We start from the raw sequence: 23,410 nt of genomic DNA, 5'->3' as shown, positions 1-23,410 counted from the left end.
GGTCTCGACGATGTCGGCGAAACGGATGGAGGCGTTAAAGCCGGAGAATGTGGCGAAAGTCAAGGTTGCGGGCGCGGGAGCCTCATCAACCGACGATCCATCGCCCCGGCTTTGAGCGCTCCCGCTGCTCGTCTATACACGTTGCCCCTGTCCCGTGGAGACCGAAGATGACCGCCAGAGCCATCAAGACCTGCTTGTTCGGCGTTGCCGCAATGGTGCTGGGCGCCTCGCAGGCGCTCGCGCAGGCCTGCCCGGGCAATTTCAAGGCCGATGGCGTGCCGATGGTCACCGGTATCACCTATCGCAGTTGGGACCTCATCAAGGGCAAGGCACCGGCAGCCGTCCTTAAGAACCTCGCCGCGGCCGTCTCAGCCGAGGGCTTCGCCGGCATCCGCGTCGACCATGCCACCAGTTCCGTCGTCGCGATCCAGGAAACCACCGGCTCGGGCCGGCCGCAGCACCTGCGCGTCACCGCCCGCCAGAGCGGCCCGGCCACCCGCGTCGACGCCGCCTTCGTCGTGCAGGCCGGGCAGGTCGCTCCCGAGGGTTACGTGCGCGACGCGCTCTGCCGCGTCATCGCCGGCGGACGTGGCTGATTCCAGCACGCTGCGCCAGTTCCTCCCGGACCTGATGCTTCCGCCCCTCACCTGAGAGCTGACCATGAAACTGCTGCCTTCGCGCTTCGCCTTGCTTGCCATCGCCCTGATCGCCGCCGGCTGCGCCGGCGAGCCCCAGCGCACGACCTCGCTCAGCCAGGGCGCGACCGACCGCCTCGCCACGGTCCGGCTCGATCCCGCCGAAGCCACGCGCATCTTCAATGCCTATCGCGCCAGCCAGGGGCTCGGCCCGGTCAGGCTCGACCCGACCCTGACCGCGATGGCCCAGCGCCAGGCCAATGCGATGGCAGCCTCCAACTCGCTCTCCCATGATGCCGCCGGCAACTTCACCACCCGCGTTCAGGCCGCCGGCCTCGGCGGAGCGCGCGTCGCCGAAAACGTCGGCGGCGGCTACTATTCAACCGCGGATGCCTTCGCCGGCTGGCGCGCCTCCGGCGGTCACGACGTCAATCTGCGCATGGCGGAAGCCACGCGCTTCGGCATCGCCCTGGCCAAGAACCCGCAGACGCAATACCGCGCCTGGTGGGCGCTCGTCGTCGCCGGCGACCCCGCACGCCGCGTCGAGATGCCGGTCGGCCCTGTCGCCTATTTCGGCTCGAACCGGACGCGCTGAACAACGGAAGCCGGCTTGCCGTGCTCCGACCCCGCTGGAGCTACCTGCGTCTCCAACCATGCCAGGAATATCCGGAGCGGACGGCGTGGTTCGACTGTCTGCCGTGTGACAAGCCAGTAGGCCGGCCCGAGTTCGACCGCTTCCGCAAAGGGGCGAACCAGCTTTCCGCTTGCCAGCCATGTTTCGGCGAGGCGCTCATGGGCCAGCGCGACGCCCTGCCCCGCCGCCGCGGCCCGCAAGAGCAAAGACGAACTGGCGAAGCGCGGCCCCATCCCGAAGCGCTTTGCCGTGGCCTGCCCGACCTCGACACCGGTCTCCCGAAGCCAACGGCCCCATCCCGCCTGCGCATCGCCATCATGCAGCAGCGGCACCAGGCCGAGATGGTCGGGACATTTCAGCGTCGCGGCCATCTCGGGCGTGCAGACGGGAACCAGCCTGTCGTTCATGAAAGGTTCGGCGGTCACGCCCGGCCATGGGCCGGTCCCCATGCGAATGGCAAGGTCGCAGCCACCAGAGCGCGGCGTCACGATGTCCTTTGCTTCCTCCAGCCAGATTTCGATCTGTGGATGCTGCGATTGAAAGGCCGGCAAGCGTGGCATCAGCCATTCGGAGGCGAAGGAGGAGGTCGTGCTGATGCGCACGACATGATCGCTCACCTCCAGCAGTTCCCGCGTTCCATCGTGGAGGAGGTCCAGCGCTCGCCCCGCGATCCCGGCATAAGCGGCGCCGGCCTCCGTCACGGCCAGCCTGCCGCCCTCCCGCTTGAACAGTGGCCGGCCGATCCATTGTTCAAGCTGCTGGATTTGACGGCTCACCGCACCATGCGTGACCGCCAACTCAGCCGCGGCGCCAGTTGTCGTGCCGTGCCGGACCGCCGCCTCGAATGTCTTCACCGCGTTGAGTGATGGCAGTTTCCGGGACAATCGCACGAACCTGTGAGTTTTCCGCACATGCTTCCGAAAATTGCTCAGTTCGGCCGCCGGCGCAAGCGTGGCAGAGGAAGCCATCACAATGAGGCATCACATGACCGACAAGACCGCCGTCACGGACCATCCGATCGAGCCCACCCTGGCCGGCCGATGGAGCCCCCGGGCCTTCGCAGCCGACATGATCGACGATGCCACCGTCGCTTCGCTGTTCGAGGCTGCGCGCTGGTCCCCTTCGGCGAACAATCTCCAGCCCTGGGCCTTCATCCATGCGACGCGTGGCACAGCGGATTTCGACCGGCTGCTGGGCTGCCTGAATGAAGCCAATGCGAGTTGGGCCGGCAATGCAGCCCTGCTCGTGATCAGCATCGCACGCACCACCAAGGCGGACGGCAGCGTCAACGCCTATGCGCGCTACGACCTTGGCCAAGCGGTCGCCCATCTGACCTTTCAGGCGACCGCGCTCGGTCTGCATCTTCACCAGATGGCCGGATTCGACCAGGGCCGGGCTCGTATCGAGTTCGGCATTCCAGCGGAATGCGAGCCGGTCTCGGCCATCGCGATCGGCCATCTCGGCGACCCGTCGAACCTGCCCCAGCAGCTTCGGGACCGCGAACTGGCCGCGCGCATGCGGAATCCGGCGAGGTCCTTCGTCTTTTCCGGCCGCTGGCCCGAATAGGCGGTGGTCGCTCCCAGCCCACCAGCGCTCAGTCCCGTCGCTTTACAAATCGGTCGAACTCAGGATGGCTCGCCACAGCCACCACCCCGGAGCCTGCCATGACCTTCGAAACCTGGGCCGCTTTCGCTGCCGCGACCGCCGTCCTGCTGGTGATTCCCGGCCCGACGATCCTGCTCGTCGTCTCCTATGCGCTCGGCCAAGGCTGGCGCACGGCGCTGCCGACGGCGGCCGGCGTGGCGCTGGGCGACTTCACGGCGATGACGCTCTCGATGCTCGGCGTCGGCGCGCTGCTGGCGACCTCCGCGACCGTGTTCACCGCGCTGAAATGGGTGGGTGCCGCCTATCTGATTTGGCTCGGCATCAAGCTGTTCCGCGCCGGCGGCACGCTAGACGCCAAGCCGCGCGAGGATGCCGTCTCGTCGCTGAAGATGCTCGGCCACGCCTGGCTGGTGACGGCGTTGAACCCTAAGAGCATCACCTTCTTCGTCGCCTTCCTGCCGCAGTTCCTCGATCCGAAGGCGGATTTCTGGACGCAGATGCTGGTCTTCGAGGCGACCTTCGTGACGCTCGCCGCCGCCAACGCCTTCGGCTACGCCCTGGTCGCCTCCCGCGCCCGCGCCGTGGTGAAGAGCCCACGCGCGATCCGCGCCATCAACCGGACCGGCGGCGCCCTGCTGATCGGAGCCGGCATCGCCACCGTCGCGATGCGAACCAGCGCGCGCTGACGACAGGACGAATGAGCATGACCGCCCGCGACGCCGCCACCCTGGATTTCTACGCCGCCGAAGCGCGGGCCTATGCCGGGCGCTCGCGCGAGGCCGAGCATGCCCGTATCGCGGCCTTCGCAGCCGCCGTCCCCTCCGGCGCCCGCGTGCTCGAACTCGGCTGCGGCGGCGGCCATGACAGCGTCGAACTGCTGGCGCGCGGGCTTGACCTGGTGGCGACGGACGGTTCGCCCGAGCTTGCGGAGCAGGCGAGCCAGCGCCTCGGGCGGCCGGTCACGGTGCTGCTCTTCGAGGATATCGACGCGCGGGAGGTCTTCGACGGTGTCTGGGCCAATGCCTGCCTGCTGCATGTGCCACGCAGCGCCCTGCCCGGCATCATCGAGCGCATCCATGCCGCGCTGAAGCCGGGCGGCGTGTTCTATGCCAGCTTCAAGGCAGGCACCGAGGAGGGGCGCGACCGCTTCGGCCGCTACTACAACTATCCCTCACCCGACTGGCTGAAAGGCGCTTATGGCGCAGGTCGCTGGCAGACGCTCGACCTCGCCGAAAACCTCGGCGGCGGCTATGATGGCGAGCCGACGCGCTGGCTGCACGCGACCGCCGTCAAGCGAGCGTGAAAGCGTGGGGGCTTGACCCGATGCCGCGGAGCCCCACCTTCTTCGCCATGAACCGTCGCAAGCTGCTCTCCCTCCTCGGCATCCCCGCGATCCTCGGCACGACCGGTGCCGCCTGGGCCGCGATCTCCCGCTCCCGCAACCCCTATTACCAGGGGCCGGTGACGGAGAACTTCGACGGCGTCGTCTTCACCGACGGCAGGCCGGTCACCAAGGGTCTCGCCGACGTGCTGAAATGGCAGACCTCGAAGCGCGAGCGCGAGGTTTTTCCCGAGCGCTATCCCACCCCGCCGCAGGACAAGCCCCCGGCCAGCGTCGACGGGGTCCGGATCGTCCATCTCGGCCATGCCTCGTTCCTCTATCAGGTCGCGGGGCTGAACCTGCTGATCGACCCGGTCTATTCGCAGCGGGCGAGCCCGCTCTCCTTCATCGGCCCGCGCCGCGTCAACGAACCCGGCGTCGCCTTTTCGGACCTGCCGCGCATCGACGTGGTCCTGATCACGCATAACCACTACGACCATCTCGACATCGAGACTCTGGCCCGGCTGCAAGAGCGCGACCGGCCGCGCATGATCATGCCGCTCGGCAACGATACGATCGTCCGCGCCCGCATTCCCGATGCCCGCGCCGAGGCGCATGACTGGTCGGCCCGTCTCGCGCTGTCGGAAACGGTTTCGGTGACGCTGGTGCCGACCTATCATTGGTCGGCGCGCGGCGCCTTCGACCGTCGCATGGCGCTGTGGTGCTCCTTTGTCGTCGAGGCAGCCGAGACGAAGATTTTCCATGTCGGCGACACCGGCTATCACGACGGCTCGCTCTATCAGCGCCTGGGCGCCGAGCACGGCCCGTTCCGGCTCGCGGTGCTGCCGATCGGCGCCTATGAGCCGCGCTGGTTCATGTCGGACAACCACATGAACCCGGACGAAGCGGTGAAGGTCATGCTGGCGCTTCGGGCCGAGCAGGCGCTCGGCCATCACTGGGGCACCTTCCAGCTCACCGACGAGGGCATCGAGCGCCCGCCGGCCGCGCTGGCGGCGGCGCTGGTGGAGGCCGGATTGCCCGAGGAGCGCTTCAGGCCGATGCGGCCGGGCCTTAGCTGGAGTGCCTGAGCTGGACGGCCTGACCAGCCGCTATCGCGGCTGGACGTAGACGTTGATTTCGAGATTGGGGTCGGCCGGATCGGTGAGTTCGCCGACATATTCCTCGAGGAAGGCATCCTTCACGGTGATGCTCTTGGCCTCGAGATAGGCGGTGATCGTCTCATAGGTCGAGTCGATGTCGTCATAGGGCGCGATATGGACGAAGCGCAGCGACGGCCCCGCGGGCGACAGACCAGGGCGAACGCCGTTCCCGAAAGCAGAGGAACGATCGCCGGCCGGCCCCTGGCCGACAGGCAGCATCGCCTCATAGCGGAAGCCGTTGTCGTCGGTTTCGACGAACAGCGTCAACGGCCGCCCCGCGATCGGAAGCTGCGCCCGCGCCGCCTCCTGGCGCAGGATGCGGAAGCTCTCGGTCAGGCGCTTGAAGCCCTCGTCCCAGGTCGATGAGCCCGACAGCATCAGGACGGGCTTGGCGACCAGCAGCACCGGATCGACATCGCTCGGATCGCCGCGCTTGCCGGCGAGCGTGGCGTTCGGATCGGGAACACCCGTCTGCTGCTGGGTCGGCGGCTGGACAGGCTGCACCGGCCCCGGAGGCGGCAAAGTCGGCGGCGGCTGCACGGGCTGCGGCTCGAGCGGCATCTGGGGAGTCGGGGCGGGTTGCACCGGCTCCGGCGTCACCGGACGTTGCGGCGCCGGCGCCGGCTGGACCGGCTGCGGCCCCGGTACCGGTTCCGGCACGGCGGCAGGGGGATTGGGAACTGGCTGCGCCTGCGCCGGAACGGCAGCGCCGGGCGGAGGCGCCAGCGGCGCCGATTCGACCGCCGTCGGCGGCGCGATGCGCGTCTGGGCGAAAGCAGCCATTGGCGCGCACAGCAGAACGCTCAGCGCCACAACAGCAATCCGGGAATGCCGCATCGTGATGGTCCTGCTCACTGCAAACGATCTGGAAAGCGATTCGCGCTCTTGCAGCGCAACATAGAATGTCCACTTACGCCAAGAAATGATCTGGAGGGTGGCTTTTTCGCGTCGCCTCCATCATAGAACCGCACTTCATGGGATGTGTGACACGATGAACGCCCTGGCCCATCGCCGGTTCCTCAAGATGAACGGTCTCGGCAACCAGATCACCGTGCTGGACCTGCGCGGAACGAAGCTGCGAGTCAGCGAAAGCGACGCGCGCGCCATCGCATCCGAGCCCCGCGCCCGCTTCGACCAGCTCATGGTCCTGCACGACGCGCAGACGCCAGGCACCGACGCTTTCATCCGGATCTACAACACCGACGGTTCGGAGGCCGGCGCCTGCGGCAACGGCACGCGCTGCGTCGCCTGGGCGATGCTCGCCGACCCCGCCATGGGCGATGCCTCGAAGAGAACACTGACCTTGCAGACCAAGGCCGGCCTGCTGCCGGCGCGGCGCGAGAGCGAGCTCGTCTTCACGGTCGACATGGGCACCCCTCGCCTGAGTTGGGACGAGATCCCGCTGGCCGAGCCGTTCCACGATACCGCTCATTTCGAGCTCCAGATCGGGCCGATCGACGACCCGATCCTGCACACGCCCTGTGCCGTCAACATGGGCAATCCGCACGCCGTGTTCTTCGTCGACGATCCCTGGCGCTTCAATCTGGAGCAGATCGGCCCTCTGCTCGAGAACCACCCGATCTTCCCCGATCGCGCCAATATCGAACTCGCCGCCGTGACGGCGCCCGATCACATCGTCCTGCGCGTCTGGGAGCGCGGCGCCGGCATCACTCAGGCCTGCGGCTCGGGCGCCTGCGCGGCCCTCGTCGCAGCGGTGCGCCGCGAGCTTTCGGCGCGCAAGGCCGTGGTCAGCCTGCCGGGCGGCGATCTCACCATCGAATGGCGCGAGAGCGACGGCCATGTCCTGATGACCGGTCCGGTCGAGTTCGAATGGGAAGGCACGCTCGCGCCCGAACTGTTCGAGGCCGCGGCCTGATGACCCTCGAGGTCGTCACCTTCGGCTGCCGCCTCAACATCGTCGAAGGCGAGGCGATCCGGCGCCAGGCCGAGGCTGCCGGCATTGCCGACCTCGCCATCGTCAATTCCTGCGCCGTGACCGCCGAGGCGACGCGGCAGGCCCGCCAGGCCATCCGCCGTCTCAGGCGCGAGAGGCCCGACCGGCCGGTCGTCGTCACCGGCTGCGCCGCGCAGATCGAACCGGAGCGCTTCGCGCAGATGCCGGAGACCGCGCGCGTCATCGGCAATGCCGAGAAGATGCAGTCCGCGACCTGGGCCGGCCTCGCCCGCTCGAACAGCCTGGCGACCGCGGCCGAAGGCGATCCAAGCGACAAGATCGCCGTCGGCGACATCATGGCGCAGACCATGCTCGGCGCGGTCGATGGCGGTCGCTCGGCGAGGCAGACACGCGGTTTCGTACAGGTGCAGAATGGCTGCGACCACCGCTGCACCTTCTGCGTCATCCCCTTCGGCCGCGGCAATTCGCGCTCGCTCGCGCTCGATGCCGTGGTCGCGCAATGCCGCAGGCTGGTGGAGACCGGAGCCCGCGAGCTCGTCCTGACCGGGGTCGACCTGACGAGCTATGGCCGCGACCTCGCAAGCTCTGACAACCGAGCCGCGCCGACACTCGGCCGGCTCGTCCGCGCGATCCTGCGGGCCCTTCCCGAACTGCCGCGCCTGCGGCTGTCCTCTATCGACGCCGTCGAGGTCGATGACGACCTGCGCGATGCGATCGCCACCGAAAGCCGATTGATGCCGCATCTGCATCTCTCGCTCCAGGCGGGCGACGACCTCATCCTGAAGCGGATGAAGCGCCGCCATGGCCGCGACGATGCGATCCGCTTCTGCACGCAGATGCGCGAATTGCGGCCCGACATCGCCTTCGGCGCCGATCTGATCGCGGGCTTCCCGACCGAGGACGAAGCGATGTTTTCCCGCTCGCTCGACCTGATCGCTGAATGCGGGCTGAGCTTCGTCCACGTTTTCCCCTATTCGGCCCGCCCGGGCACGCCGGCCGCGCGCATGCCGCAGCTCCAGGGTGAGGTCGTCTCCGAGCGGGCCGCCCGCCTGCGCGCTGCCGCCGCCACCGCCCATGCCGCCCATCTCGACGCGCGCCTCGGCCGGAAGCTCAGCGTCCTGACCGAGCGCGGCAACACCGGCCGCGCCGAGGATTTCACGCTGGTCCGCTTCGCTCGTGACGTAACCGCCGGGGAAATCGTGCCCGTCTCGGCAGGCCGGGCGGACGAGCGCGCCTTGCTGGCGGCGTAGGCGCTCAGCCCTCCCGCGCCGCGCCGCCGACGCGCTGGACCTGATTGTTGCAATAGCCGCGCGGATTCCATGCGATTTCCGACGGCTGGACATTGCCAGCGACGTCGCGCGCCTGCGCCAGCACGGCGAGCGGCCCCGCGCGTTCAACCCCGAATTCGGCACTGAAACGCCGCCAGGCGAAAGGCCCTTCGCCGTCCTCCAGCATGGCCTCGCACCAGTTCGCGCCGCCATCGCAGGAGACGCGCACGCCCGCGAGCGCGATCGCGCCGCTCCAGGCGAAACCGGAGACGCGCAGTTCACCACCGACGGGAACGGTGAAGCCATGTACGGGCGCAGTCACCAGCGACTTCACCGGCATGTCGGTAATGACCGCGAACTGGCTTTCGTCGAGCGGCTCGCCGGGACGCACCGGCCGGATCGGCATGCGGTAATCGGTGCCGCGCATCTTCGCACCGTCATGCTCGCTGGCGCGCAGCGCGATCCGGTCGAGCCATTTCTGCCAGGCCGAGCCGGGAAAGCCCGGCGCCACGATCCGCAACGGCCCGCCATGCAGAGGCGGCAGCGGCTCGCCGTTCATGGCGAAGGCGATCAGCGTTTCCGGGCTCAGCGCCTTGGCGATCGGCAAACCGCGTGACAAGGCCGGCCGGGAAGGGTCCGTGATCAGCCGGTCGGGCGCATAATGTCCGGTATAGACCGCCGATCGCAGGACACCGGCATGCTCCAGCACATCCTTCAGCCGCACGCCGGTCCAGCGCGCGCAGCCGACGGCTCCGAGCCGCCATGGCAGACCGTCCGTCTCCGGCGAGAATTGCGAGCGGCCATTGCCCGCGCATTCGAGCACGGCGGTGACGGTCACCATCTCGAAGCTCTCGCGCAAACCCGCGACCGTCCAGACGGCCGGCCGCTCGACCTCCCCGTCGATCGTCAGCGTCCAGTCGCGGCCCGCCTCGATCTGCGGCACGTCGCCATTGTTGCGAATGAAGAAGGCGTCGATCGGCGTGATCGGATCACGGAGCAGGTCGAGCGCCGGTTCCGCATTCAGCGCGTCGTCGTCGTGAACATAGAGGCCTGGCTTGAGGCGGCGCAGGAGCGGCAGTTCGAGCAGGGCACGAGGCAAACAGCCACTCTCCGTTTGGCGCGGTGGAGCAGGCCCGAAAGGCCAGAGCGCGATGTCGTCCCGCTGAGCTTAGACCAGCCCTCCCTCGAAGGCGATGGCGCGCCGAACGCGCATCTTCGACTTCCCTCACGCCTTGGTCGCGACCTCCTCGCGCAGCGCCCGCCGCAGCACCTTGCCGACATTGGTTTTCGGCAGGCTCTCGCGGAAGAAGATCTGCTTGGGCACCTTGTAGCCGGTCAGGCTCTCCTTGCAGAAGGCGCGCAGTTCGTCTGCCGTCAGCGTGTCGTCCCTGCGCACCACGAAGGCGGTCACCGCCTCGCCGGAATGCTCGTCGGGCAGCCCGATCACCGCCGATTCCAGCACGCCGGGATGCATCGCGATGACGTCTTCGACCTCGTTCGGATAGACGTTGAAGCCGGAAACCAGCACCATATCCTTCATCCGGTCGACGATGCGGATCTGCCCGTCCGGCTGCATCACGCCGATATCGCCGCTGCGGAAAAAGCCGTCCGCCGTCATCACTTTCGCGGTTTCGTCCGGCCGCTTCCAGTAGCCGGCCATCACCTGCGGGCCGCGGATGCAAATTTCCCCGGCCTCGCCGATCGGCAGGTCGTTGCCCTCGGCGTCGCGGATCGCCATGTCCGTCGAAGGCAGCGGAAACCCGACCGTCCCGGTGAATTCGGAGATGTCGGGCCGGTTGATCGAGGCGACCGGCGAGGTCTCCGACAAGCCGTAGCCTTCGATGATCGGCCGGCCGGTGACATGCTTCCAGTGCTTGGCGACGGCGGCCTGTGTCGCCATCCCGCCCGAGACGGCGAAGCGCAGTTCAGCGAAGCTCACCTTCGCGAATTCGGGATGGTTGGAGAGCGCGTTGTAGAGCGTGTTGACGCCGGAAATCAGCGTGAAGCGGCTCGCCTTCAACGTCTTGACGAAGCCGGAAATGTCGCGCGGATTCGCAATCAGCAGCCCCTTGGCGCCGATCCGCAGCATGAACAGGCAGCAGCATGTCAGGGCGAAGATGTGGTAGAGCGGCAGCGCCGTGACCATGACGTGCTGGTAGTCGCTGCGCCCGAACGGCGGCTCCAGTGCCCAGCCGAGCCAGAGCCCGCATTGCTCGACATTGGAGGCGACGTTGCGATGCGTCAGCGTCGCGCCCTTGGCGACCCCGGTCGTGCCGCCCGTATATTGCAGGAAGGCGACGTCCTCCGGCGTCACCGTCACCGGCGACATCTCTTCCGTTCCGGCCAGGATCGTTTTCAGCGGGACGTAATCCGGCAGGTTGAACGGCTTGACCACCTTCTTGATCCGGCGGGCGACGAAATTGACGATATGCCCCTTGAAGCCCATCAGGTCGCCAGCCGTGGCGACGACGATGGTATCGAGTTTCAGGAGCGGCTTCGCCTCCTCGACGACATGGGCGAAATTTTCGATCACGACCAGCACGCGGGCGCCGGAATCGTTGATCTGGTGCGCAAGCTCGCGGGCCGTGTACAGCGGATTGACGTTGACGACGGTATAGCCGCCGATCAGGGCGCCGAAGATCGTCGCCGGATAGGCCAGGATATTGGGCATCATCAGCGCGATGCGGTCGCCCTTTCGGAAGCCCCTGGATTGCAGCCAGCCAGCAAAGGCGCGCGCCGCAGCCCCCGTCTCGGCGAAAGAGATCGTCTTGCCGAAGCTCTCGAAGCCGGGCCGCTCGGCATATTTCTCGCAGGCGCGGGCGATCAGATCGGCGAGCGTGCCGGGATCGCCGATCTGCGGCGGCACCGCCGCCGGATAATGAGCCAGCCAGGGCCGCGGATCGGGCTTCGCCTGTGCGGCACTGGTCGCATTCATCGTCATCCTCCCCTGTCGCCCCGCATTGCGCCCGTCAAACGGGCGTGCCGGTGCTTTTTGGTGATCCTACACTGCGGAACAGCTTCGGCGGGCGCAAGCGCCCGCCGAATTCTTACCTGTTTAAAGGTTTATATGTAAACTGATTTGACGCCCCGCCCTAGCGCGCCTGCGCCAGGGCATGGGCGGAGACGATCGCATCCGCCGGTTTGCCGGCGAGTTCGGCGAGATGATCGAAGCGCGCACTGAACGAACCGACGCCCGAGGTCGCCGAACGCAGTTCGACGATCAGACCCGCCATCTCCGCCTCCGGCATCAACGCGTTGATCTGGTCCCAGCCGCGCCAGCCCGGCCGCGCGTCGTAACCCAGGATCTGTCCCCGGCGAGCCGAGACGATGGCCGAGGCCCGCGACATCGCCTCGGAGGGTATGACCACCTCCACGGCGAGAATCGGCTCCAGCAGCACGGATTTGGCCTGGGGCACCGCCTCGGCCATCGCGATTCGCGCCGCCTGGCGGAACGCCATGTCGGAGGAATCGACGGTGTGATAGGAGCCGTCGGTCAGCGTTGCCTCGAGATCGACGAGCGGAAAGCCGAGCGGCCCGCTGCGGCAGAAGTCGCGGATGCCCGCCTCGACGGAGGCGATGTATTGCCGCGGCACTGCGCCGCCGACGATGCGGTCGACGAAGCGGATGCCCTCCCCTCGCGGCAAGGCAGCGACCTCCAGAACCACGTCGCCATACTGGCCATGGCCGCCGCTCTGCTTGCGATGCCGCCCGCGCGCACTGCCACGGCCGCGAATCGTCTCGCGATAGCCGATCTGCGGCGGCCGGCTTTCCACCGCCACGCCATAGCGGTTCGACAGCCGCTCCAGCGTGACGCGCAGATGCATCTCGCCCTGGCCGGACAGCCTGAGTTCGCCGAGTTCCGGCAACTGCTCGATCGCCAGCGCCGTGTCTTCGTCGGCGATCCGCGCCAGTGACGATGTCAGCTTGACGTCGTCCTTGCGGTCCTTGGCCGCCACCGCGAGCCCATGCACGGCCTCGGGCGGGGCGATCGTACTGACGAGCGGCGCCCTGAGCTTGCCGAGCGCGATCGCCTCGCCGGTCGCGACGCCTTCGAGCCGAGCGAAGGCCGCGACATCGCCCTCTTCGGCAGCCGGACGGCGCGTCTGCTCCTGCCCCTTCAACTCGACGACGCCGGCGATGCGGGCTTCGACTCCGCCCGACGAGGTCACGACATCGCCTTCCGCCAGCCGCCCCCGCAGGACACGGGCGAGCGAAAGCTTGCCGCCATGCGCGGAATGCCAGGTCTTCATGATCTGGGCCAGCGGCACGCCTTCGGCGACGACGCCGATCCGCCCGCGCGTCTCGTCCAGCCTGGGAGCCTCGTGCCGCAGCGCCTTGAGCAGCCGTGTCACGCCGTTGCCGCGCTCGGCCGAACCGATCAGCACTGGCACGACATGGCGATCCTGCAGGTCGCGGGCGAGATCGTCGAAGATGCGGTCCTGCGGCGGCTCCATGTCGCCGAGCAGCTCTTCCATCAGCGCGTCGTCATGATCGGCCAGCCGCTCCAGCATCGAGAAGCGCGCTTCCTTTTCCCGCCCGGCCTCTTCGGCAGCCAGCGGCACGATCTCGCTCGGCGCATGCTCGCGGTAGATGAAGGCGCGCTCCAGAGCGAGGTCGATGAAGCCGATCGCAATGCCCTTCTGCCAGATCGGGATCTGGCGCAGCAGCAGCGGAGTCCGCGACGCGCGCTGCAGGATCGGTATCGTCTCGCGCACGCGCCGCGTCGCCGCGTCGATCTTGTTCAGGAAGAGGAAGCGCGGAATGTCGGCTTCTTCCAGCTCGCGCAGCACGAGTTCGAGCGCCGGCGCCTTGCGGTCATCCGCCTCGCAGACGACGATCGCGGCGTCGACCACCGGCAGCACATGGCGCATCTCGTGCAGGAACTCGACCGAGCCGGGGCAATCGATGAAATGGAAGCGCTCGCCGAGGAATTCGACGCTGGCGACGTTGGGATCCGTGCTCATCTGATGGGAGCGCGCCTCGGGCGAGGCGTCGCCGACGCTGTTGCCGGTCTTGACGGAACCGGCCCGCGAAAGCGCGCCGCAGCGTTCGAGGATGCTTTCGAGCAGGGTGGTCTTCCCGCTCTGGAAGGGGCCGACGATGGCGATGCATCGCGGCCCCGGCCGTCTCACGCCATTGGCGGCGCCTCCGTTCGAGGATGCTGCGGGCATGGTGTCCTCCTTCGGGTCTGGCCGCGAAGGGGCGCGAGGCGAGGCCTCGACGCTCGGGCGCGGCGTGAAGCCGGCGGGGACGGACGATGCTCCCACGCCGGACGGGCGGCGGTCGCACCGGCCCGACGAGGCCGGGCGGCCGTCGAAGAGGGATCGTGGCGTCAGGTTCGCGCCGTTTGGTGGCGGGGGCAAGACAAAGTTCCGCTGCGATGCAGCGAGCCGGAGAGGCACTCGCCTGGCCGCCAGGGCGCGGGCACCCCTCCCCCTTGTGGGGAGGGGCAGGGGTGGGGGGCGTGCCGCTTGGTGAGGAGTGCCCGGATCAAGGAGCGGCATCGAGGCAGAGTCTCCCTTCAGGAACGAGCCCTGCCTTGCGCCCCCCACCCCTTCCCCTCCCCACGAGGGGGAGGGGTTCGCGTCGCGGCTCCGCGCACGCCAAATCCCCGCCCGCGTCTCCGCGTCGGTTGGTGAGGGGCAGCGGAGCGCCGCGAGGCGCAAGGGTATCGGGCCGCATCCATTGAGCCAGGATGCGGCGCGGATGGATTGAGCCACCATCCGCACGCCCCGTGGCGCTCCGCTCGTCGGCGATTTGTGACCTCGGGCCGCGCTTATCCGGTCGAAAGCCATCCTCCACCGCGAGCCGTTTCGACGCCAGTTCGGCTCATCGCCTTGTCGCGTCTACTCCGGCATGGGGCGAAGGCCTGATGCCATCGACCGTTCCAGCGAGCTCCTCGCACAGGGGCCTTAGTACCCCCAGGGCGGTTGCCCCAAAGCCTCCCGAGTCCGGGGTGCAAACCCGGCCGCAGGCGCCGCCCCCATCCCGACCAACGGCGTGCCTCCGGATGGCTGCCCCTCGGGGATGAGGTGCGTGAAGGATAGGCGCGCGAAACGGAGCGGTGATAAGTATGGCGGCGCGAGCCGCTGGAGGCGGATGCCGAAGTCGGTGGCGATAGCAGAAGCGATGTCCAACTCAGACGGATAGCCGGCCTTGATCATCGATGTCGAACTGGTCAGTCGGCTGATCGAAGCGCAGTTCCCCCACTATGCAGGGATGCCGATAGAAGCCGTCCACCCCGGGGGTTGGGACAATCGAACCTTTCGGCTCGGCCAGGAACTATCCGTACGATTGCCGAGCGCACAACGCTACGTCGCGCAAGTCGAAAAAGAACATCACTGGCTGCCTCGGCTAGCCCCGCTCTTGCCTCTTCCGGTGCCGGTTCCTGTGGTGATGGGTGCACCGGCCGAAGGATATCCCTGGTCTTGGTCGATCTATCGATGGCTCGAGGGGCGCCCCGCGACGACGGGTTTGATTGCTGATCTTCCTGCTTTTGCTCGCTCGCTGGCCTTGTTTCTGGCTGCGCTCCACCGCGTCGATGCGACCGGCGGTCCGCCAGCAGGAAACCACAACTTTCACCGTGGCGGGCGTCTTGCCGTCTATGATGCGGAAACCCGAGCCGCCCTGTCCGCTCTCTCGGCAAGCATGGATACCACATCCGCTGCCGAAGTGTGGGCTGCGGCGCTCTCATCGGAATGGCGCCACCGGCCGTTATGGGTTCACGGCGATGTGGCTTCGGGCAATCTGCTGGTAAAGAATGGCCACCTCTACGCGGTCATTGATTTCGGAAGTTCGGCAGTCGGTGACCCCGCCTGCGATCTGGTGATGGCGTGGACAGAGTTTTCCGACGACAGCCGCGCCGTGTTTCGCGCCGAACTTCCGTTTGATCACGATACTTGGCGACGCGCTCGCGGATGGGCGCTTTGGAAGGCTCTCATCACCCTCACGGATGCCGCTAGCGACCATGTCGCGATCGAAAAAGCTCGCAAGACCGCAGCGGAGGTCATCGCTGACCATCGCCGGTTCAGCGGAACGTAAGGCCTGCAAAGGGTCGCAACCGCCCCTCGCCTCACAGATTCCGCCGCTCCCCCCGCAGCGTCGCAAGCCCGATGCCGACCGCGTCGAAGCCGCCATCGACGGCCAGCGTCTGGCCGGTGATGTAGCTCGCCTGTTCGCTGCACAGGAAGAAGATCGCCGCCGCCAGTTCCTCCTCCAGCCCGTAGCGGGCGAGCGGTATGGCGTCGCGGTAGTCGGCGCGGATCTCGGGTGAGTGGACCGCCTTGGCCATGGCCGTCTCGACCGGCCCCGGCGCGACCGCATTGACGCGGATGCCCAAGCCTGCGAACTCCGCCGCCTGCTGCTTGGTGAGATGGCCGAGCGCCGCCTTCGAGGTGCCATAGGCGACCCGTAGCGTCGAGGCGCGCAGGCCCGAGATCGAGGTGATGTTGACGATGGCGCCGCCGCCGGTATCGGCCATCAGGGGCGCAGCGAGCTGGCTCATCAGGAACGGACCGGTGAGGTTCACCGCCAGCACGCGGTTCCATTCGGAAAGGCTCGTCTCCAGCACCGGCTTGAACACGGCGGTGCCGGCATTGTTGACGAGCGCGTCGAGCCGCCCGAAGCGGGCGATGAGCGTGGCGAAAGCGGTTTCGACCTGGCCGGGCTCGGCAACGTCGCAGGCCAGCGCCAGCGTATCCTCGGGCAGCGCGAGTGCCGCAACGGCGGCCTCCAGCGCCGGCCAGTCGATGTCGAGCAGCGCGACCTGCCAGCCCTCCGCGAGGAAGCGCTTGGCTGTGGCGAGCCCGATGCCGCGCGCGGCGCCGGTGACGAGGGCGACTTTGCTGGTGTCCTGAGGCATGTTTTCCGACCCGGTGGCTGTCATTCTTGTTGGGTAAAGCCTATGCACGGACGCAGCCCACCGGCCAAGCCGGCGGGCGGGCGGCCGTCAGCCACGACAGCCGCTCGACAAACGCCGCCATCTCCTGTATGGCCCGCGCACTCAACTGAAAACAGCGTGCCGAACGCCCGCGCAGCCAAGCGCGACAACGGCAATTGGAGAGACCCGTGAACATCATCGAACAGCTCGACAAAGAGCAGATCGCCAAGCTCAGCGAAGGCCGCGAGATCCCGCACTTCCAGCCCGGCGACACCGTCCAGGTCAACGTCAAGGTCAAGGAAGGCGAGCGCAGCCGCGTCCAGGCCTATGAAGGCGTCTGCATCGCCCGCAACGGCGGCGGCCTCAACCAGAGCTTCACCGTCCGCAAGATTTCCTATGGCGAGGGCGTCGAGCGCGTCTTCCCGCTGTTCTCGCCGAACCTCGATTCGATCAAGGTCGTCCGCAAGGGCAAGGTGCGCCGCGCCAAGCTCTATTACCTGCGCGATCGCCGCGGCAAGTCGGCCCGCATCGCCGAGCGCGTCGAGGCCCGTCCGGCCAAGGGCGACAAGGCCGCCGCCAAGTAAGGCTGGCGCCAGCACGAGAGCTTTCAGACGCGGTCCTTCGGGGCCGCGTTTTTGTTTTCCGGCGAGATTCGGCCGGGTTGTGGAGAGTTGCGACGCTCAGCCGCGTAACCGCGTCAGAAGTTCGGCGATATCGGCCGCCTTGTGATAGAGCCCGAAACCGACGCGCAGCCGGTCGCCGCGGATGTCGGTGACGATGCCGTCCCGGTGCAGGGCGCGATAGCAGTCCCCGGCCTGCTCGTGCCGGAAGGTGAGGAAGTTTCCGCGCGCGTGCTGCTCGCTCCGTACGACGAGATTGGCGGGATCGAGCACGGGATGGCGCAGTTCGCGCAGGCCCGCGACGAACATCTCCTGCAACGCTCGGGAATGGGCCTGCGCCACACCGGCATCGATCCCGTGCTCCACCATCCAGGCGAGCACCGCGTCCAAGCGATAGAGGCCCGACGGATCGAAGGTCGCGCCCATGAAACGCCAGCCGCCCTGCGCATAGGCGACCTCGTCCTGCGGCCCCGCCAGCGCGCCGAACGCCGCATACCAGCCGGTATCGCGCGGTCGCGGGGCGATCCCCGGCGGGCTGTGCAGGAAGCAGATCCCCTCTCCGCCCATCGCGTATTTATAGCCTCCGGCGAGATAGAAGGCGCGATCGGCGATGGCCGACAGGTCGGTCGGGCGCGCCATGAAGCCGTGATAGCCGTCGATCACGACGAGCCGCTCCGGCGCGGCGAGCGCATCGACCAGCCCGGCGAGATCCGTCAGGGCAAAGCCCGAGTTGAACAGCACCTGGCTGACGAAGACGAGGTCGATCCGGCCGGCCTCTCGCCCAGCGGCGACCAGCCGCGCGGCGAAGCTTTCGAACGGTTCGGCCGGAACGACGACGAGCTCGACCAGCCCCTCCTCGGCGAGCCGCTGCGTCTGGCGCCGGAAGGAGTGGAACTCGCCGTCGCTCGTCAGGATGCGCACAGTGCGGCCGGGCTCGCAGCAGGACAGCAGGCGGTTGACGAATTCATGCGTGTTCGGCGCCAGCGCCAGCGAGTCCGGCGACGGCAAGTTCAGATGCCGGGCGATCCCCGCCGAGACCCGGCCCCAGACCGGCCCCAGCACCTCCTCCCATTTGTCGTCGACGAGGCGGGCGGCGTCGTCCCAGCACCGCAATTGGGCGTCGCGCGTCACGTCCGGCCAGAAATGATGGCTGTGGGCCGCGAAATGCAGCCGCCCCAGGGCCGCCTCGCGGAAACGGGAGAAGTGGCGCGTAAGATCGAGCGGAAACGCCGGTTCGGTCATGCGTGACGAAGCTCCCACCTTGTGCGATACGGCAAATACTTTAAGTTTAAAATATCGATTGTCGAGCCTGCACCGGGGAGAACGTGCCATGACCCAGCAGGGTGGAAGTTCCGAGAGCCGGATCGAAGCCGGCATGACCACCGATTTCCGCGAGAAGATGAGCTATGGCGACTATCTCGGGCTCGACCTGCTGCTGTCGGCCCAGAAGCCGCTGAGCGACGCGCCGGACGAGCCGCTCTTCATCACCATCCATCAGGTCCAGGAACTCTGGCTGAAACTCTGCGTCCACGAGATCGAGGGCGCCATAGCCTCGATCCGCAACGACGAGTTACCGCCCGCCTTCAAGTCGCTGGCGCGCGTCTCGCGCATCCAGTCGCAGCTCGTCTCGGCATGGGATGTGCTCTCGACCATGACACCGGCGGACTATCTCGCCTTCCGCCCCTCGCTCGGCCAATCCTCCGGCTTCCAGTCATGGCAGTACCGCGCACTCGAATTCCGCCTCGGCGCCAAGGATCCGCGCATGCTCGCGGTCCACAAGCATCACGAAGCCGCTCATGCCATGCTGGAAAAGGCCTATCGCGAGCCCAGCCTCTATGACGAGGCGATCCTGCTTCTGGCGCGGCGTGGCCTGCCCGTGCCGGCGGAATGCCGCGAGCGCGACTGGCGCGAGCCTCACGTCTTCGACGCGGCGCTGCGCGATGTCTGGCTCGGAATCTATCGCGACAACCGCAGCCATTTCGATCTCTACGAACTGGCCGAGGAACTGGTCGATATCGAGGACCAGTTCCAGCAATGGCGCTTCCGCCACATGAAGACGGTCGAACGCATCATCGGTTTCAAGACCGGCACCGGCGGCTCCTCCGGCGTGCAGTTTCTCAGGACGGCCCTCGAACGCAGCTTCTTCCCCGAACTCTGGGAGCTGCGCGGGCAGCTTTGATGGCGGCCGCGGGCAGGCTGCCATGCCCTGGCGATACATTGCCCGGCCAGTCTGGAACTGATAGAGACAGGCCCATGATCGCGCTCCGTGCAGTCGAGGATGGCAGGCTCTGCGTTGTTCGCCGTGAAGCGAACATGCGACGCATTCCCACGACGCAAGGTTTCGCCGCGCTGCATGACCATGCCCGGCTGCCCTGGCGCTTCTTCGGGCGCTTCACCGCCTCGATCGCCGCGGGCCTTAGCCCCGCCTGAGACCGGCCGATGGGCCGGCGACAGGCGAATGCGACGCGCGCGCCGGCTCCGGCAGCCGGCCTTCCGAATTTCAGACCGATTTCAAGACATCGAGGCTTATCGCCATGACCGCGACTTCCGCACCCCGCACGCTCTACGACAAGATCTTCGACGACCATGTCGTCGACCGGCAGGAGGACGGCACCTGCCTGCTCTATATCGACCGCCACCTCGTCCATGAGGTCACGAGCCCGCAGGCCTTCGAGGGCCTGCGCATGACCGGCCGCAAGGTCCGCTCGCCTGAGAAGACGCTCGCCGTCGTCGACCACAACATCCCGACGACCGACCGCTCCAAGGGCATCACCGAGGAGGAGAGCCGGATCCAGGTCGAGGCTCTCGCGAAGAACGCGAAAGACTTCGGCGTCGAATACTTCAACGAGCTCGATATCCGCCAGGGCATCGTCCACATCGTCGGACCCGAGCAGGGCTTCACCCTGCCCGGCACCACGATCGTCTGCGGCGACAGCCACACCTCGACGCATGGTGCTTTCGGCGCGCTGGCGCATGGCATCGGCACCTCGGAAGTCGAGCATGTGCTCGCGACCCAGACGCTGATCCAGAAGAAGGCGAAAAACATGCGCGTCCAGGTGGACGGCACGCTCGCCAAGGGCGTCACCGCCAAGGACATCACGCTCGCGATCATCGGCGAGACCGGCACGGCCGGCGGCACCGGCTCGGTCATCGAATATGCCGGCGAGGCCATCCGCGCTCTCTCGATGGAAGGCCGCATGACGCTGTGCAACATGTCGATCGAGGGCGGTGCCCGCGCGGGCATGGTCGCGCCCGACGAGAAGGCCTATGCCTATCTCAAGGGCAGGCCGAAGGCGCCACAGGGGGCGGCCTGGGACGAGGCCCTGCGCTATTGGGAGACGCTCTACAGCGACGAAGGCGCCCATTTCGACCGCATCGTCCGGCTCGACGCCAATAACCTGCCGCCGATCGTCTCCTGGGGCACGTCGCCGGAGGACGTGATCTCGGTCGCGGGCAGCGTGCCCGACCCCGCCTTGATCGAGGACGAGACCAAGCGCATCTCGAAGCAGCGCGCGCTCGACTATATGGGCCTGACCGCCGGCACGAAGATGACCGATATCCCGCTCGACGTGATCTGGATCGGCTCCTGCACCAATGGCCGCATCGAGGATCTGCGCGCCGTCGCCAAGATCGTCGAGGGCAAGAAGATCGCGGGCTCGCTCGACTATGCGATGATCGTGCCGGGCTCCGGCCTGGTGAAGCAGCAGGCCGAGGCCGAGGGGCTGGACAAGATCTTCCTCGCGGCCGGCTTCGAATGGCGCGAGCCCGGCTGCTCGATGTGCCTGGCGATGAATCCCGACCAGCTCAAGCCTGGCCAGCGCGCCGCCTCGACCTCGAACCGCAATTTCGAGGGCCGCCAGGGCTATCGCGGCCGGACTCACCTGGTCTCGCCGCAGATGGCCGCAGCCGCAGCGCTCGCTGGCCACTTCGTCGATGTGAGGCAGTTGGGCTGAGCAATGGCGAGTGGCTCGATATTGGTCCGCACGTCATCCCGGACAAGCGGCGAAGCCGCGCAGCTCCGGGATCCATTGTACAGCTCCGGCGCCCTATGATGGATCCCGGGTCAAGCCCGGGATGAGGGTGTGGTTCGGTGCAGAGCGATTTCAGGAGCCTTGCAATGAGCACCGATCCCCGCGAAGCCGCCCGTGCCGCCGAAGCGAAGGCGGCGCTCGAGCGCGTCAAGCGCGACAGCGAAAGCCTGCTCGGCTCCTCGATGGGCCGGGCGGCTGATCACTTCAGCGGCCGGGACGCGCCGGAAGGCGACAGGATCGAACTCTGGGGCCGGCGCATCGGCCGCTTCCTGTCGCTGATCGGCGTGATCGTGCTGGCCTGGTGGCTCGGGCACCAGCTCAAGGTCTGGTGATGGGCAGCGTTCCGGCCATCAAGGCAGTGTCAGCAGGCTCTCCCAACTCCGGCTGGGACGGTACGAAGGCCCCTTCCCTCGCAGATTTCGAGGAACTCGCCCAGGCCGCCTTCGACCGCCTGCCCGAGGAATTCCGCGCGCTCTGCGCCGACGTGATCTTCAACGTCACCGAATTTCCCGAGGACGACGTCTGCAAGGAACTGGGGGCCGAGAGCCCCTTCGACATCCTCGGCCTGTTCACCGGCATCGGTCTGCCGCAGCAGGGCTATGCCCCGCAGACCGGCCAGATGCCCAACACGATCCATCTCTATCGCCGCCCGATCCTCGATTACTGGTCGGAGAACGACGAGACGCTCGGCGGCGTCGTTACCCATGTTCTGGTCCACGAGATCGGCCACCATTTCGGCTTCTCGGACGAGGACATGGAAGCCATCGAAGCGAGTGTCGATACAGAGCCGGAACGCTAGACAATGCTCGACGAACTGATCCGCCACCTGCCGGCCCTGACGCTGGTCTATTCCGCCTTCATCCTGGCGGTCGCCAGTCCCGGCCCGAGCAATCTCGCGGTCATGGCGACCTCGATGGAGCGTGGCCGCCGCGCCGGCATGACGCTGGCGCTCGGCGTCACCGCCGGCTCCCTGACATGGGGCGTCCTCGCCGCAATCGGCGTCTCGACCCTGATCGCCGGCCATCCCGGCGCGCTCTACACCATCAAGATCGTCGGCGGGCTCTATCTGCTCTTCCTGGCCTGGCGCTCGGCTCGCTCGGCCATGCAGGCGGACATGCCGGCGCCCAAGGCCGCCGTCTCGGGGCGCCGCACCTTCATCCGCGGCTATCTCATGCACATCACCAATCCCAAGGCGATCCTGAGCTGGACCGCGATCATCGCGCTCGGCCTGCGTCCCGATGCACCGGCGCTGCTCGCCTATGCCATCGTCATCGGCTGCGGGCTGATCTCGCTCGCGATCAACCAGGGCTATGCCGTCCTGTTCTCCAGCGCCCCGATGATCGCGGGCTATCGCCGGATCCGGCGCCGGGCGGAAGCCGTCCTCGCCGCCTTCTTCGCCTTCGCCAGCTTCAAGCTCCTGACCGCGCAACTGTGAACGGCGTCGCATTGACGCCGCTTCGAACGGCTCTAACCTCTGCCTCCGCATACGAACGCGGAGATCGCCCATGCGCCGCCTCGCTTTCGCCGCCCTGGCCGCAGCCCTGCCCGCGGCCGCCCTCGCCCATCACGGCTGGGGCTCCTATGACGCCCAGAACCCGGTGACGCTGACCGGGCCGATCAAGACGCTCGAATACGTCAACCCGCATGTCCATGCCGACATCGCCGCCGACGGCAAGGAGTGGGAACTGACCCTCGCCCCGCCTTCGCGCATGCAGGCACGCGGCGCCGTGCAGGACCTGATCAAGGTCGGCACGACGATCACCGCCTATGGCTATCCCAGTCGCGTCAAGCCGGGCGAGATGCGGGCGGAATGGATCGAGGTCGCCGGCAAGCGCTTCGAGCTGAGGTGAGCCCGCGTGGAGCATGCCGGCATCGCCATTCTGCAGACGCTCGAGCGCTCGGCCTTCGGCTTCGCCATCCGTGACGCCGTGCTGATCTATCCGATCGCCAATGTCGTCCATGTCCTGGCGGTGCTGGTTTTCTTCGCCAGCGTGGCGATCATGGATCTGCGCATTCTCGACGCACTGCGCGAGGACGCAACGGAGGCTGTCATTCGCCGCTTCCGGCCCGTCGCGATCGGCGCCTTCTGCGTGCTGTTCGCCAGCGGCGTCATCCTGTTCACGCCCGAGGCGAGCGCGACCATCCGCAACCCCTCCTTCCAGATCAAGCTCGCGCTGATCGCGATCGGGCTCTTGAACGTGATCTGGATGGAGCGGGCACTGAAACGCGGCTATCCCGGCATGACCGCCCGCGCCGCGCGGGTACCGGCCGCGCTCTCGCTGATCATCTGGCTCGGCGTCGCCGCGGCCGGGCGCTACATCGCCTATATTTAAGCAATATTG

Annotated in this window: 24 protein-coding genes; 17 read left to right on the top strand and 7 right to left on the bottom strand. The window is 67.4% G+C overall.

The window, feature by feature from the left end; genetic code table 11:
- Nucleotides 1–167 precede the first annotated feature (167 nt).
- Both AC1RMY_RS05540 and AC1RMY_RS05535 read left to right on the top strand, forming a co-directional pair.
- Nucleotides 168–596 carry a hypothetical protein gene (locus tag AC1RMY_RS05540; protein WP_492862951.1) on the top strand — a complete coding sequence of 143 codons (429 nt, stop codon included), beginning with the start codon at nucleotides 168–170 and terminating at the stop codon, nucleotides 594–596.
- Between the two features lie 64 nt (nucleotides 597–660).
- Nucleotides 661–1,230, top strand: coding sequence for a CAP domain-containing protein (locus tag AC1RMY_RS05535; protein ID WP_492862950.1), 570 nt, complete (start codon nucleotides 661–663; stop codon nucleotides 1,228–1,230).
- Here the strand turns inward: AC1RMY_RS05535 and AC1RMY_RS05530 are convergent.
- Complete coding sequence (locus AC1RMY_RS05530) at nucleotides 1,203–2,237, bottom strand: LysR substrate-binding domain-containing protein (RefSeq protein WP_492862949.1); 1,035 nt, start codon at nucleotides 2,235–2,237, stop codon at nucleotides 1,203–1,205. The genes AC1RMY_RS05535 and AC1RMY_RS05530 overlap by 28 nt on opposite strands.
- Before the next feature lie 16 nt (nucleotides 2,238–2,253).
- On the opposite strand from AC1RMY_RS05530, the gene AC1RMY_RS05525 reads away from it, so the two are divergent.
- The 4 genes from AC1RMY_RS05525 (at nucleotide 2,254) to AC1RMY_RS05510 (ending at nucleotide 5,283) form a co-directional block, all read left to right on the top strand.
- Nucleotides 2,254–2,835 (top strand): nitroreductase family protein, encoded by a 582-nt coding sequence (locus AC1RMY_RS05525; RefSeq protein ID WP_492862948.1) that lies wholly within the window; start codon nucleotides 2,254–2,256, stop codon nucleotides 2,833–2,835.
- 98 nt (nucleotides 2,836–2,933) lie between these two features.
- The gene (locus AC1RMY_RS05520) at nucleotides 2,934–3,560 is read left to right on the top strand and encodes a LysE family translocator (RefSeq protein WP_492862947.1); all 627 of its coding nucleotides are present in this window, start codon (nucleotides 2,934–2,936) and stop codon (nucleotides 3,558–3,560) included.
- Between the two features lie 17 nt (nucleotides 3,561–3,577).
- A complete protein-coding gene (locus AC1RMY_RS05515; RefSeq protein WP_492862946.1) occupies nucleotides 3,578–4,177 on the top strand; it encodes a class I SAM-dependent methyltransferase in 600 nt (199 codons plus the stop codon).
- A gap of 47 nt (nucleotides 4,178–4,224) precedes the next feature.
- Nucleotides 4,225–5,283, top strand: a complete 1,059-nt coding sequence (locus tag AC1RMY_RS05510) for an MBL fold metallo-hydrolase (protein WP_492863565.1) — start codon at nucleotides 4,225–4,227, stop codon at nucleotides 5,281–5,283.
- 21 nt (nucleotides 5,284–5,304) lie between these two features.
- Here AC1RMY_RS05510 and AC1RMY_RS05505 read toward each other — a convergent pair whose 3' ends face one another.
- Nucleotides 5,305–6,138 (bottom strand): GyrI-like domain-containing protein, encoded by an 834-nt coding sequence (locus AC1RMY_RS05505; protein ID WP_492862945.1) that lies wholly within the window; start codon nucleotides 6,136–6,138, stop codon nucleotides 5,305–5,307.
- Between the two features lie 208 nt (nucleotides 6,139–6,346).
- Between AC1RMY_RS05505 and dapF the strand changes: the two genes are divergently transcribed.
- Both dapF and mtaB read left to right on the top strand, forming a co-directional pair.
- Nucleotides 6,347–7,231, top strand: a complete 885-nt coding sequence (dapF, locus tag AC1RMY_RS05500; RefSeq protein WP_492862944.1) for a diaminopimelate epimerase — start codon at nucleotides 6,347–6,349, stop codon at nucleotides 7,229–7,231.
- Nucleotides 7,231–8,520: a tRNA (N(6)-L-threonylcarbamoyladenosine(37)-C(2))-methylthiotransferase MtaB gene (gene mtaB, locus AC1RMY_RS05495; RefSeq protein ID WP_492862943.1), complete on the top strand. Its 1,290-nt coding sequence runs from the start codon at nucleotides 7,231–7,233 to the stop codon at nucleotides 8,518–8,520. Before dapF ends, mtaB begins: the two co-directional genes overlap by 1 nt.
- Before the next feature lie 4 nt (nucleotides 8,521–8,524).
- Here mtaB and AC1RMY_RS05490 read toward each other — a convergent pair whose 3' ends face one another.
- From AC1RMY_RS05490 to AC1RMY_RS05480, 3 genes are all read right to left on the bottom strand, one after another.
- Nucleotides 8,525–9,637 (bottom strand): sulfite oxidase, encoded by a 1,113-nt coding sequence (locus tag AC1RMY_RS05490; protein WP_492862942.1) that lies wholly within the window; start codon nucleotides 9,635–9,637, stop codon nucleotides 8,525–8,527.
- Between the two features lie 126 nt (nucleotides 9,638–9,763).
- On the bottom strand, nucleotides 9,764–11,473 hold the full coding sequence (locus AC1RMY_RS05485) for an AMP-binding protein (RefSeq protein WP_492862941.1): 1,710 nt from the start codon (nucleotides 11,471–11,473) through the stop codon (nucleotides 9,764–9,766).
- A gap of 157 nt (nucleotides 11,474–11,630) precedes the next feature.
- Nucleotides 11,631–13,709: an elongation factor G gene (locus AC1RMY_RS05480; RefSeq protein ID WP_492862940.1), complete on the bottom strand. Its 2,079-nt coding sequence runs from the start codon at nucleotides 13,707–13,709 to the stop codon at nucleotides 11,631–11,633.
- A 985-nt stretch (nucleotides 13,710–14,694) separates the two neighbouring features.
- Between AC1RMY_RS05480 and AC1RMY_RS05475 the strand changes: the two genes are divergently transcribed.
- Nucleotides 14,695–15,579, top strand: a complete 885-nt coding sequence (locus tag AC1RMY_RS05475) for an aminoglycoside phosphotransferase family protein (protein WP_492862939.1) — start codon at nucleotides 14,695–14,697, stop codon at nucleotides 15,577–15,579.
- A 31-nt stretch (nucleotides 15,580–15,610) separates the two neighbouring features.
- Here the strand turns inward: AC1RMY_RS05475 and AC1RMY_RS05470 are convergent, their stop codons facing one another.
- Complete coding sequence (locus tag AC1RMY_RS05470) at nucleotides 15,611–16,399, bottom strand: SDR family NAD(P)-dependent oxidoreductase (protein WP_492862938.1); 789 nt, start codon at nucleotides 16,397–16,399, stop codon at nucleotides 15,611–15,613.
- A 206-nt stretch (nucleotides 16,400–16,605) separates the two neighbouring features.
- Here AC1RMY_RS05470 and rplS point away from each other — a divergent pair, with 206 nt between their 5' ends.
- Nucleotides 16,606–17,001 carry a 50S ribosomal protein L19 gene (gene rplS, locus AC1RMY_RS05465; RefSeq protein WP_492862937.1) on the top strand — a complete coding sequence of 132 codons (396 nt, stop codon included), beginning with the start codon at nucleotides 16,606–16,608 and terminating at the stop codon, nucleotides 16,999–17,001.
- 96 nt (nucleotides 17,002–17,097) lie between these two features.
- Here rplS and AC1RMY_RS05460 read toward each other — a convergent pair whose 3' ends face one another.
- Nucleotides 17,098–18,279, bottom strand: a complete 1,182-nt coding sequence (locus AC1RMY_RS05460) for an aminotransferase class V-fold PLP-dependent enzyme (RefSeq protein WP_492862936.1) — start codon at nucleotides 18,277–18,279, stop codon at nucleotides 17,098–17,100.
- A gap of 88 nt (nucleotides 18,280–18,367) precedes the next feature.
- Here AC1RMY_RS05460 and kynA point away from each other — a divergent pair, with 88 nt between their 5' ends.
- The 7 genes from kynA to AC1RMY_RS05425 all read left to right on the top strand — a co-directional run bounded on the left by kynA (nucleotide 18,368) and on the right by AC1RMY_RS05425 (nucleotide 23,401).
- Nucleotides 18,368–19,216: a tryptophan 2,3-dioxygenase gene (kynA, locus tag AC1RMY_RS05455; RefSeq protein WP_492862935.1), complete on the top strand. Its 849-nt coding sequence runs from the start codon at nucleotides 18,368–18,370 to the stop codon at nucleotides 19,214–19,216.
- Nucleotides 19,217–19,571: 355 nt separating this feature from the next.
- The gene (gene leuC / locus AC1RMY_RS05450; protein ID WP_492862934.1) at nucleotides 19,572–20,990 is read left to right on the top strand and encodes a 3-isopropylmalate dehydratase large subunit; all 1,419 of its coding nucleotides are present in this window, start codon (nucleotides 19,572–19,574) and stop codon (nucleotides 20,988–20,990) included.
- Nucleotides 20,991–21,154: 164 nt separating this feature from the next.
- Nucleotides 21,155–21,400 (top strand): hypothetical protein, encoded by a 246-nt coding sequence (locus AC1RMY_RS05445; RefSeq protein WP_492862933.1) that lies wholly within the window; start codon nucleotides 21,155–21,157, stop codon nucleotides 21,398–21,400.
- Nucleotides 21,400–21,867: a metallopeptidase family protein gene (locus AC1RMY_RS05440; protein ID WP_492862932.1), complete on the top strand. Its 468-nt coding sequence runs from the start codon at nucleotides 21,400–21,402 to the stop codon at nucleotides 21,865–21,867. Before AC1RMY_RS05445 ends, AC1RMY_RS05440 begins: the two co-directional genes overlap by 1 nt.
- Nucleotides 21,868–21,870: 3 nt before the next feature.
- A complete protein-coding gene (locus AC1RMY_RS05435; protein ID WP_492862931.1) occupies nucleotides 21,871–22,503 on the top strand; it encodes a LysE family translocator in 633 nt (210 codons plus the stop codon).
- A 70-nt stretch (nucleotides 22,504–22,573) separates the two neighbouring features.
- Nucleotides 22,574–22,918, top strand: a complete 345-nt coding sequence (locus AC1RMY_RS05430) for a DUF6152 family protein (RefSeq protein ID WP_492862930.1) — start codon at nucleotides 22,574–22,576, stop codon at nucleotides 22,916–22,918.
- A 6-nt stretch (nucleotides 22,919–22,924) separates the two neighbouring features.
- The gene (locus tag AC1RMY_RS05425; protein ID WP_492862929.1) at nucleotides 22,925–23,401 is read left to right on the top strand and encodes a DUF6644 family protein; all 477 of its coding nucleotides are present in this window, start codon (nucleotides 22,925–22,927) and stop codon (nucleotides 23,399–23,401) included.
- Nucleotides 23,402–23,410 lie beyond the last annotated feature (9 nt).

The organism is Allobosea sp. GW822-FHT03F07 (assembly GCF_058801345.1).
The sequence above is the reverse complement of the archived record's forward strand: the minus strand, read 5'-3'. Positions and strand labels throughout refer to the sequence as shown.

What these genes read in the sequence shown, in the direction of transcription:
- AC1RMY_RS05540 (WP_492862951.1), top strand. Translation starts at nt 168, where the DNA reads ATGACCGCCAGAGCCATCAAGACCTGCTTGTTCGGCGTTGCCGCAATG.
- AC1RMY_RS05535 (WP_492862950.1), top strand. Translation starts at nt 661, where the DNA reads ATGAAACTGCTGCCTTCGCGCTTCGCCTTGCTTGCCATCGCCCTGATC.
- AC1RMY_RS05530 (WP_492862949.1), bottom strand. Translation starts at nt 2,237, where the DNA reads ATGGCTTCCTCTGCCACGCTTGCGCCGGCGGCCGAACTGAGCAATTTT.
- AC1RMY_RS05525 (WP_492862948.1), top strand. Translation starts at nt 2,254, where the DNA reads ATGACCGACAAGACCGCCGTCACGGACCATCCGATCGAGCCCACCCTG.
- AC1RMY_RS05520 (WP_492862947.1), top strand. Translation starts at nt 2,934, where the DNA reads ATGACCTTCGAAACCTGGGCCGCTTTCGCTGCCGCGACCGCCGTCCTG.
- AC1RMY_RS05515 (WP_492862946.1), top strand. Translation starts at nt 3,578, where the DNA reads ATGACCGCCCGCGACGCCGCCACCCTGGATTTCTACGCCGCCGAAGCG.
- AC1RMY_RS05510 (WP_492863565.1), top strand. Translation starts at nt 4,225, where the DNA reads ATGAACCGTCGCAAGCTGCTCTCCCTCCTCGGCATCCCCGCGATCCTC.
- AC1RMY_RS05505 (WP_492862945.1), bottom strand. Translation starts at nt 6,138, where the DNA reads ATGGCTGCTTTCGCCCAGACGCGCATCGCGCCGCCGACGGCGGTCGAA.
- dapF (WP_492862944.1), top strand. Translation starts at nt 6,347, where the DNA reads ATGAACGCCCTGGCCCATCGCCGGTTCCTCAAGATGAACGGTCTCGGC.
- mtaB (WP_492862943.1), top strand. Translation starts at nt 7,231, where the DNA reads ATGACCCTCGAGGTCGTCACCTTCGGCTGCCGCCTCAACATCGTCGAA.
- AC1RMY_RS05485 (WP_492862941.1), bottom strand. Translation starts at nt 11,473, where the DNA reads ATGAATGCGACCAGTGCCGCACAGGCGAAGCCCGATCCGCGGCCCTGG.
- AC1RMY_RS05480 (WP_492862940.1), bottom strand. Translation starts at nt 13,709, where the DNA reads ATGCCCGCAGCATCCTCGAACGGAGGCGCCGCCAATGGCGTGAGACGG.
- AC1RMY_RS05470 (WP_492862938.1), bottom strand. Translation starts at nt 16,399, where the DNA reads ATGCCTCAGGACACCAGCAAAGTCGCCCTCGTCACCGGCGCCGCGCGC.
- AC1RMY_RS05460 (WP_492862936.1), bottom strand. Translation starts at nt 18,279, where the DNA reads ATGACCGAACCGGCGTTTCCGCTCGATCTTACGCGCCACTTCTCCCGT.
- kynA (WP_492862935.1), top strand. Translation starts at nt 18,368, where the DNA reads ATGACCCAGCAGGGTGGAAGTTCCGAGAGCCGGATCGAAGCCGGCATG.
- leuC (WP_492862934.1), top strand. Translation starts at nt 19,572, where the DNA reads ATGACCGCGACTTCCGCACCCCGCACGCTCTACGACAAGATCTTCGAC.
- AC1RMY_RS05445 (WP_492862933.1), top strand. Translation starts at nt 21,155, where the DNA reads ATGAGCACCGATCCCCGCGAAGCCGCCCGTGCCGCCGAAGCGAAGGCG.
- AC1RMY_RS05440 (WP_492862932.1), top strand. Translation starts at nt 21,400, where the DNA reads ATGGGCAGCGTTCCGGCCATCAAGGCAGTGTCAGCAGGCTCTCCCAAC.
- AC1RMY_RS05435 (WP_492862931.1), top strand. Translation starts at nt 21,871, where the DNA reads ATGCTCGACGAACTGATCCGCCACCTGCCGGCCCTGACGCTGGTCTAT.
- AC1RMY_RS05430 (WP_492862930.1), top strand. Translation starts at nt 22,574, where the DNA reads ATGCGCCGCCTCGCTTTCGCCGCCCTGGCCGCAGCCCTGCCCGCGGCC.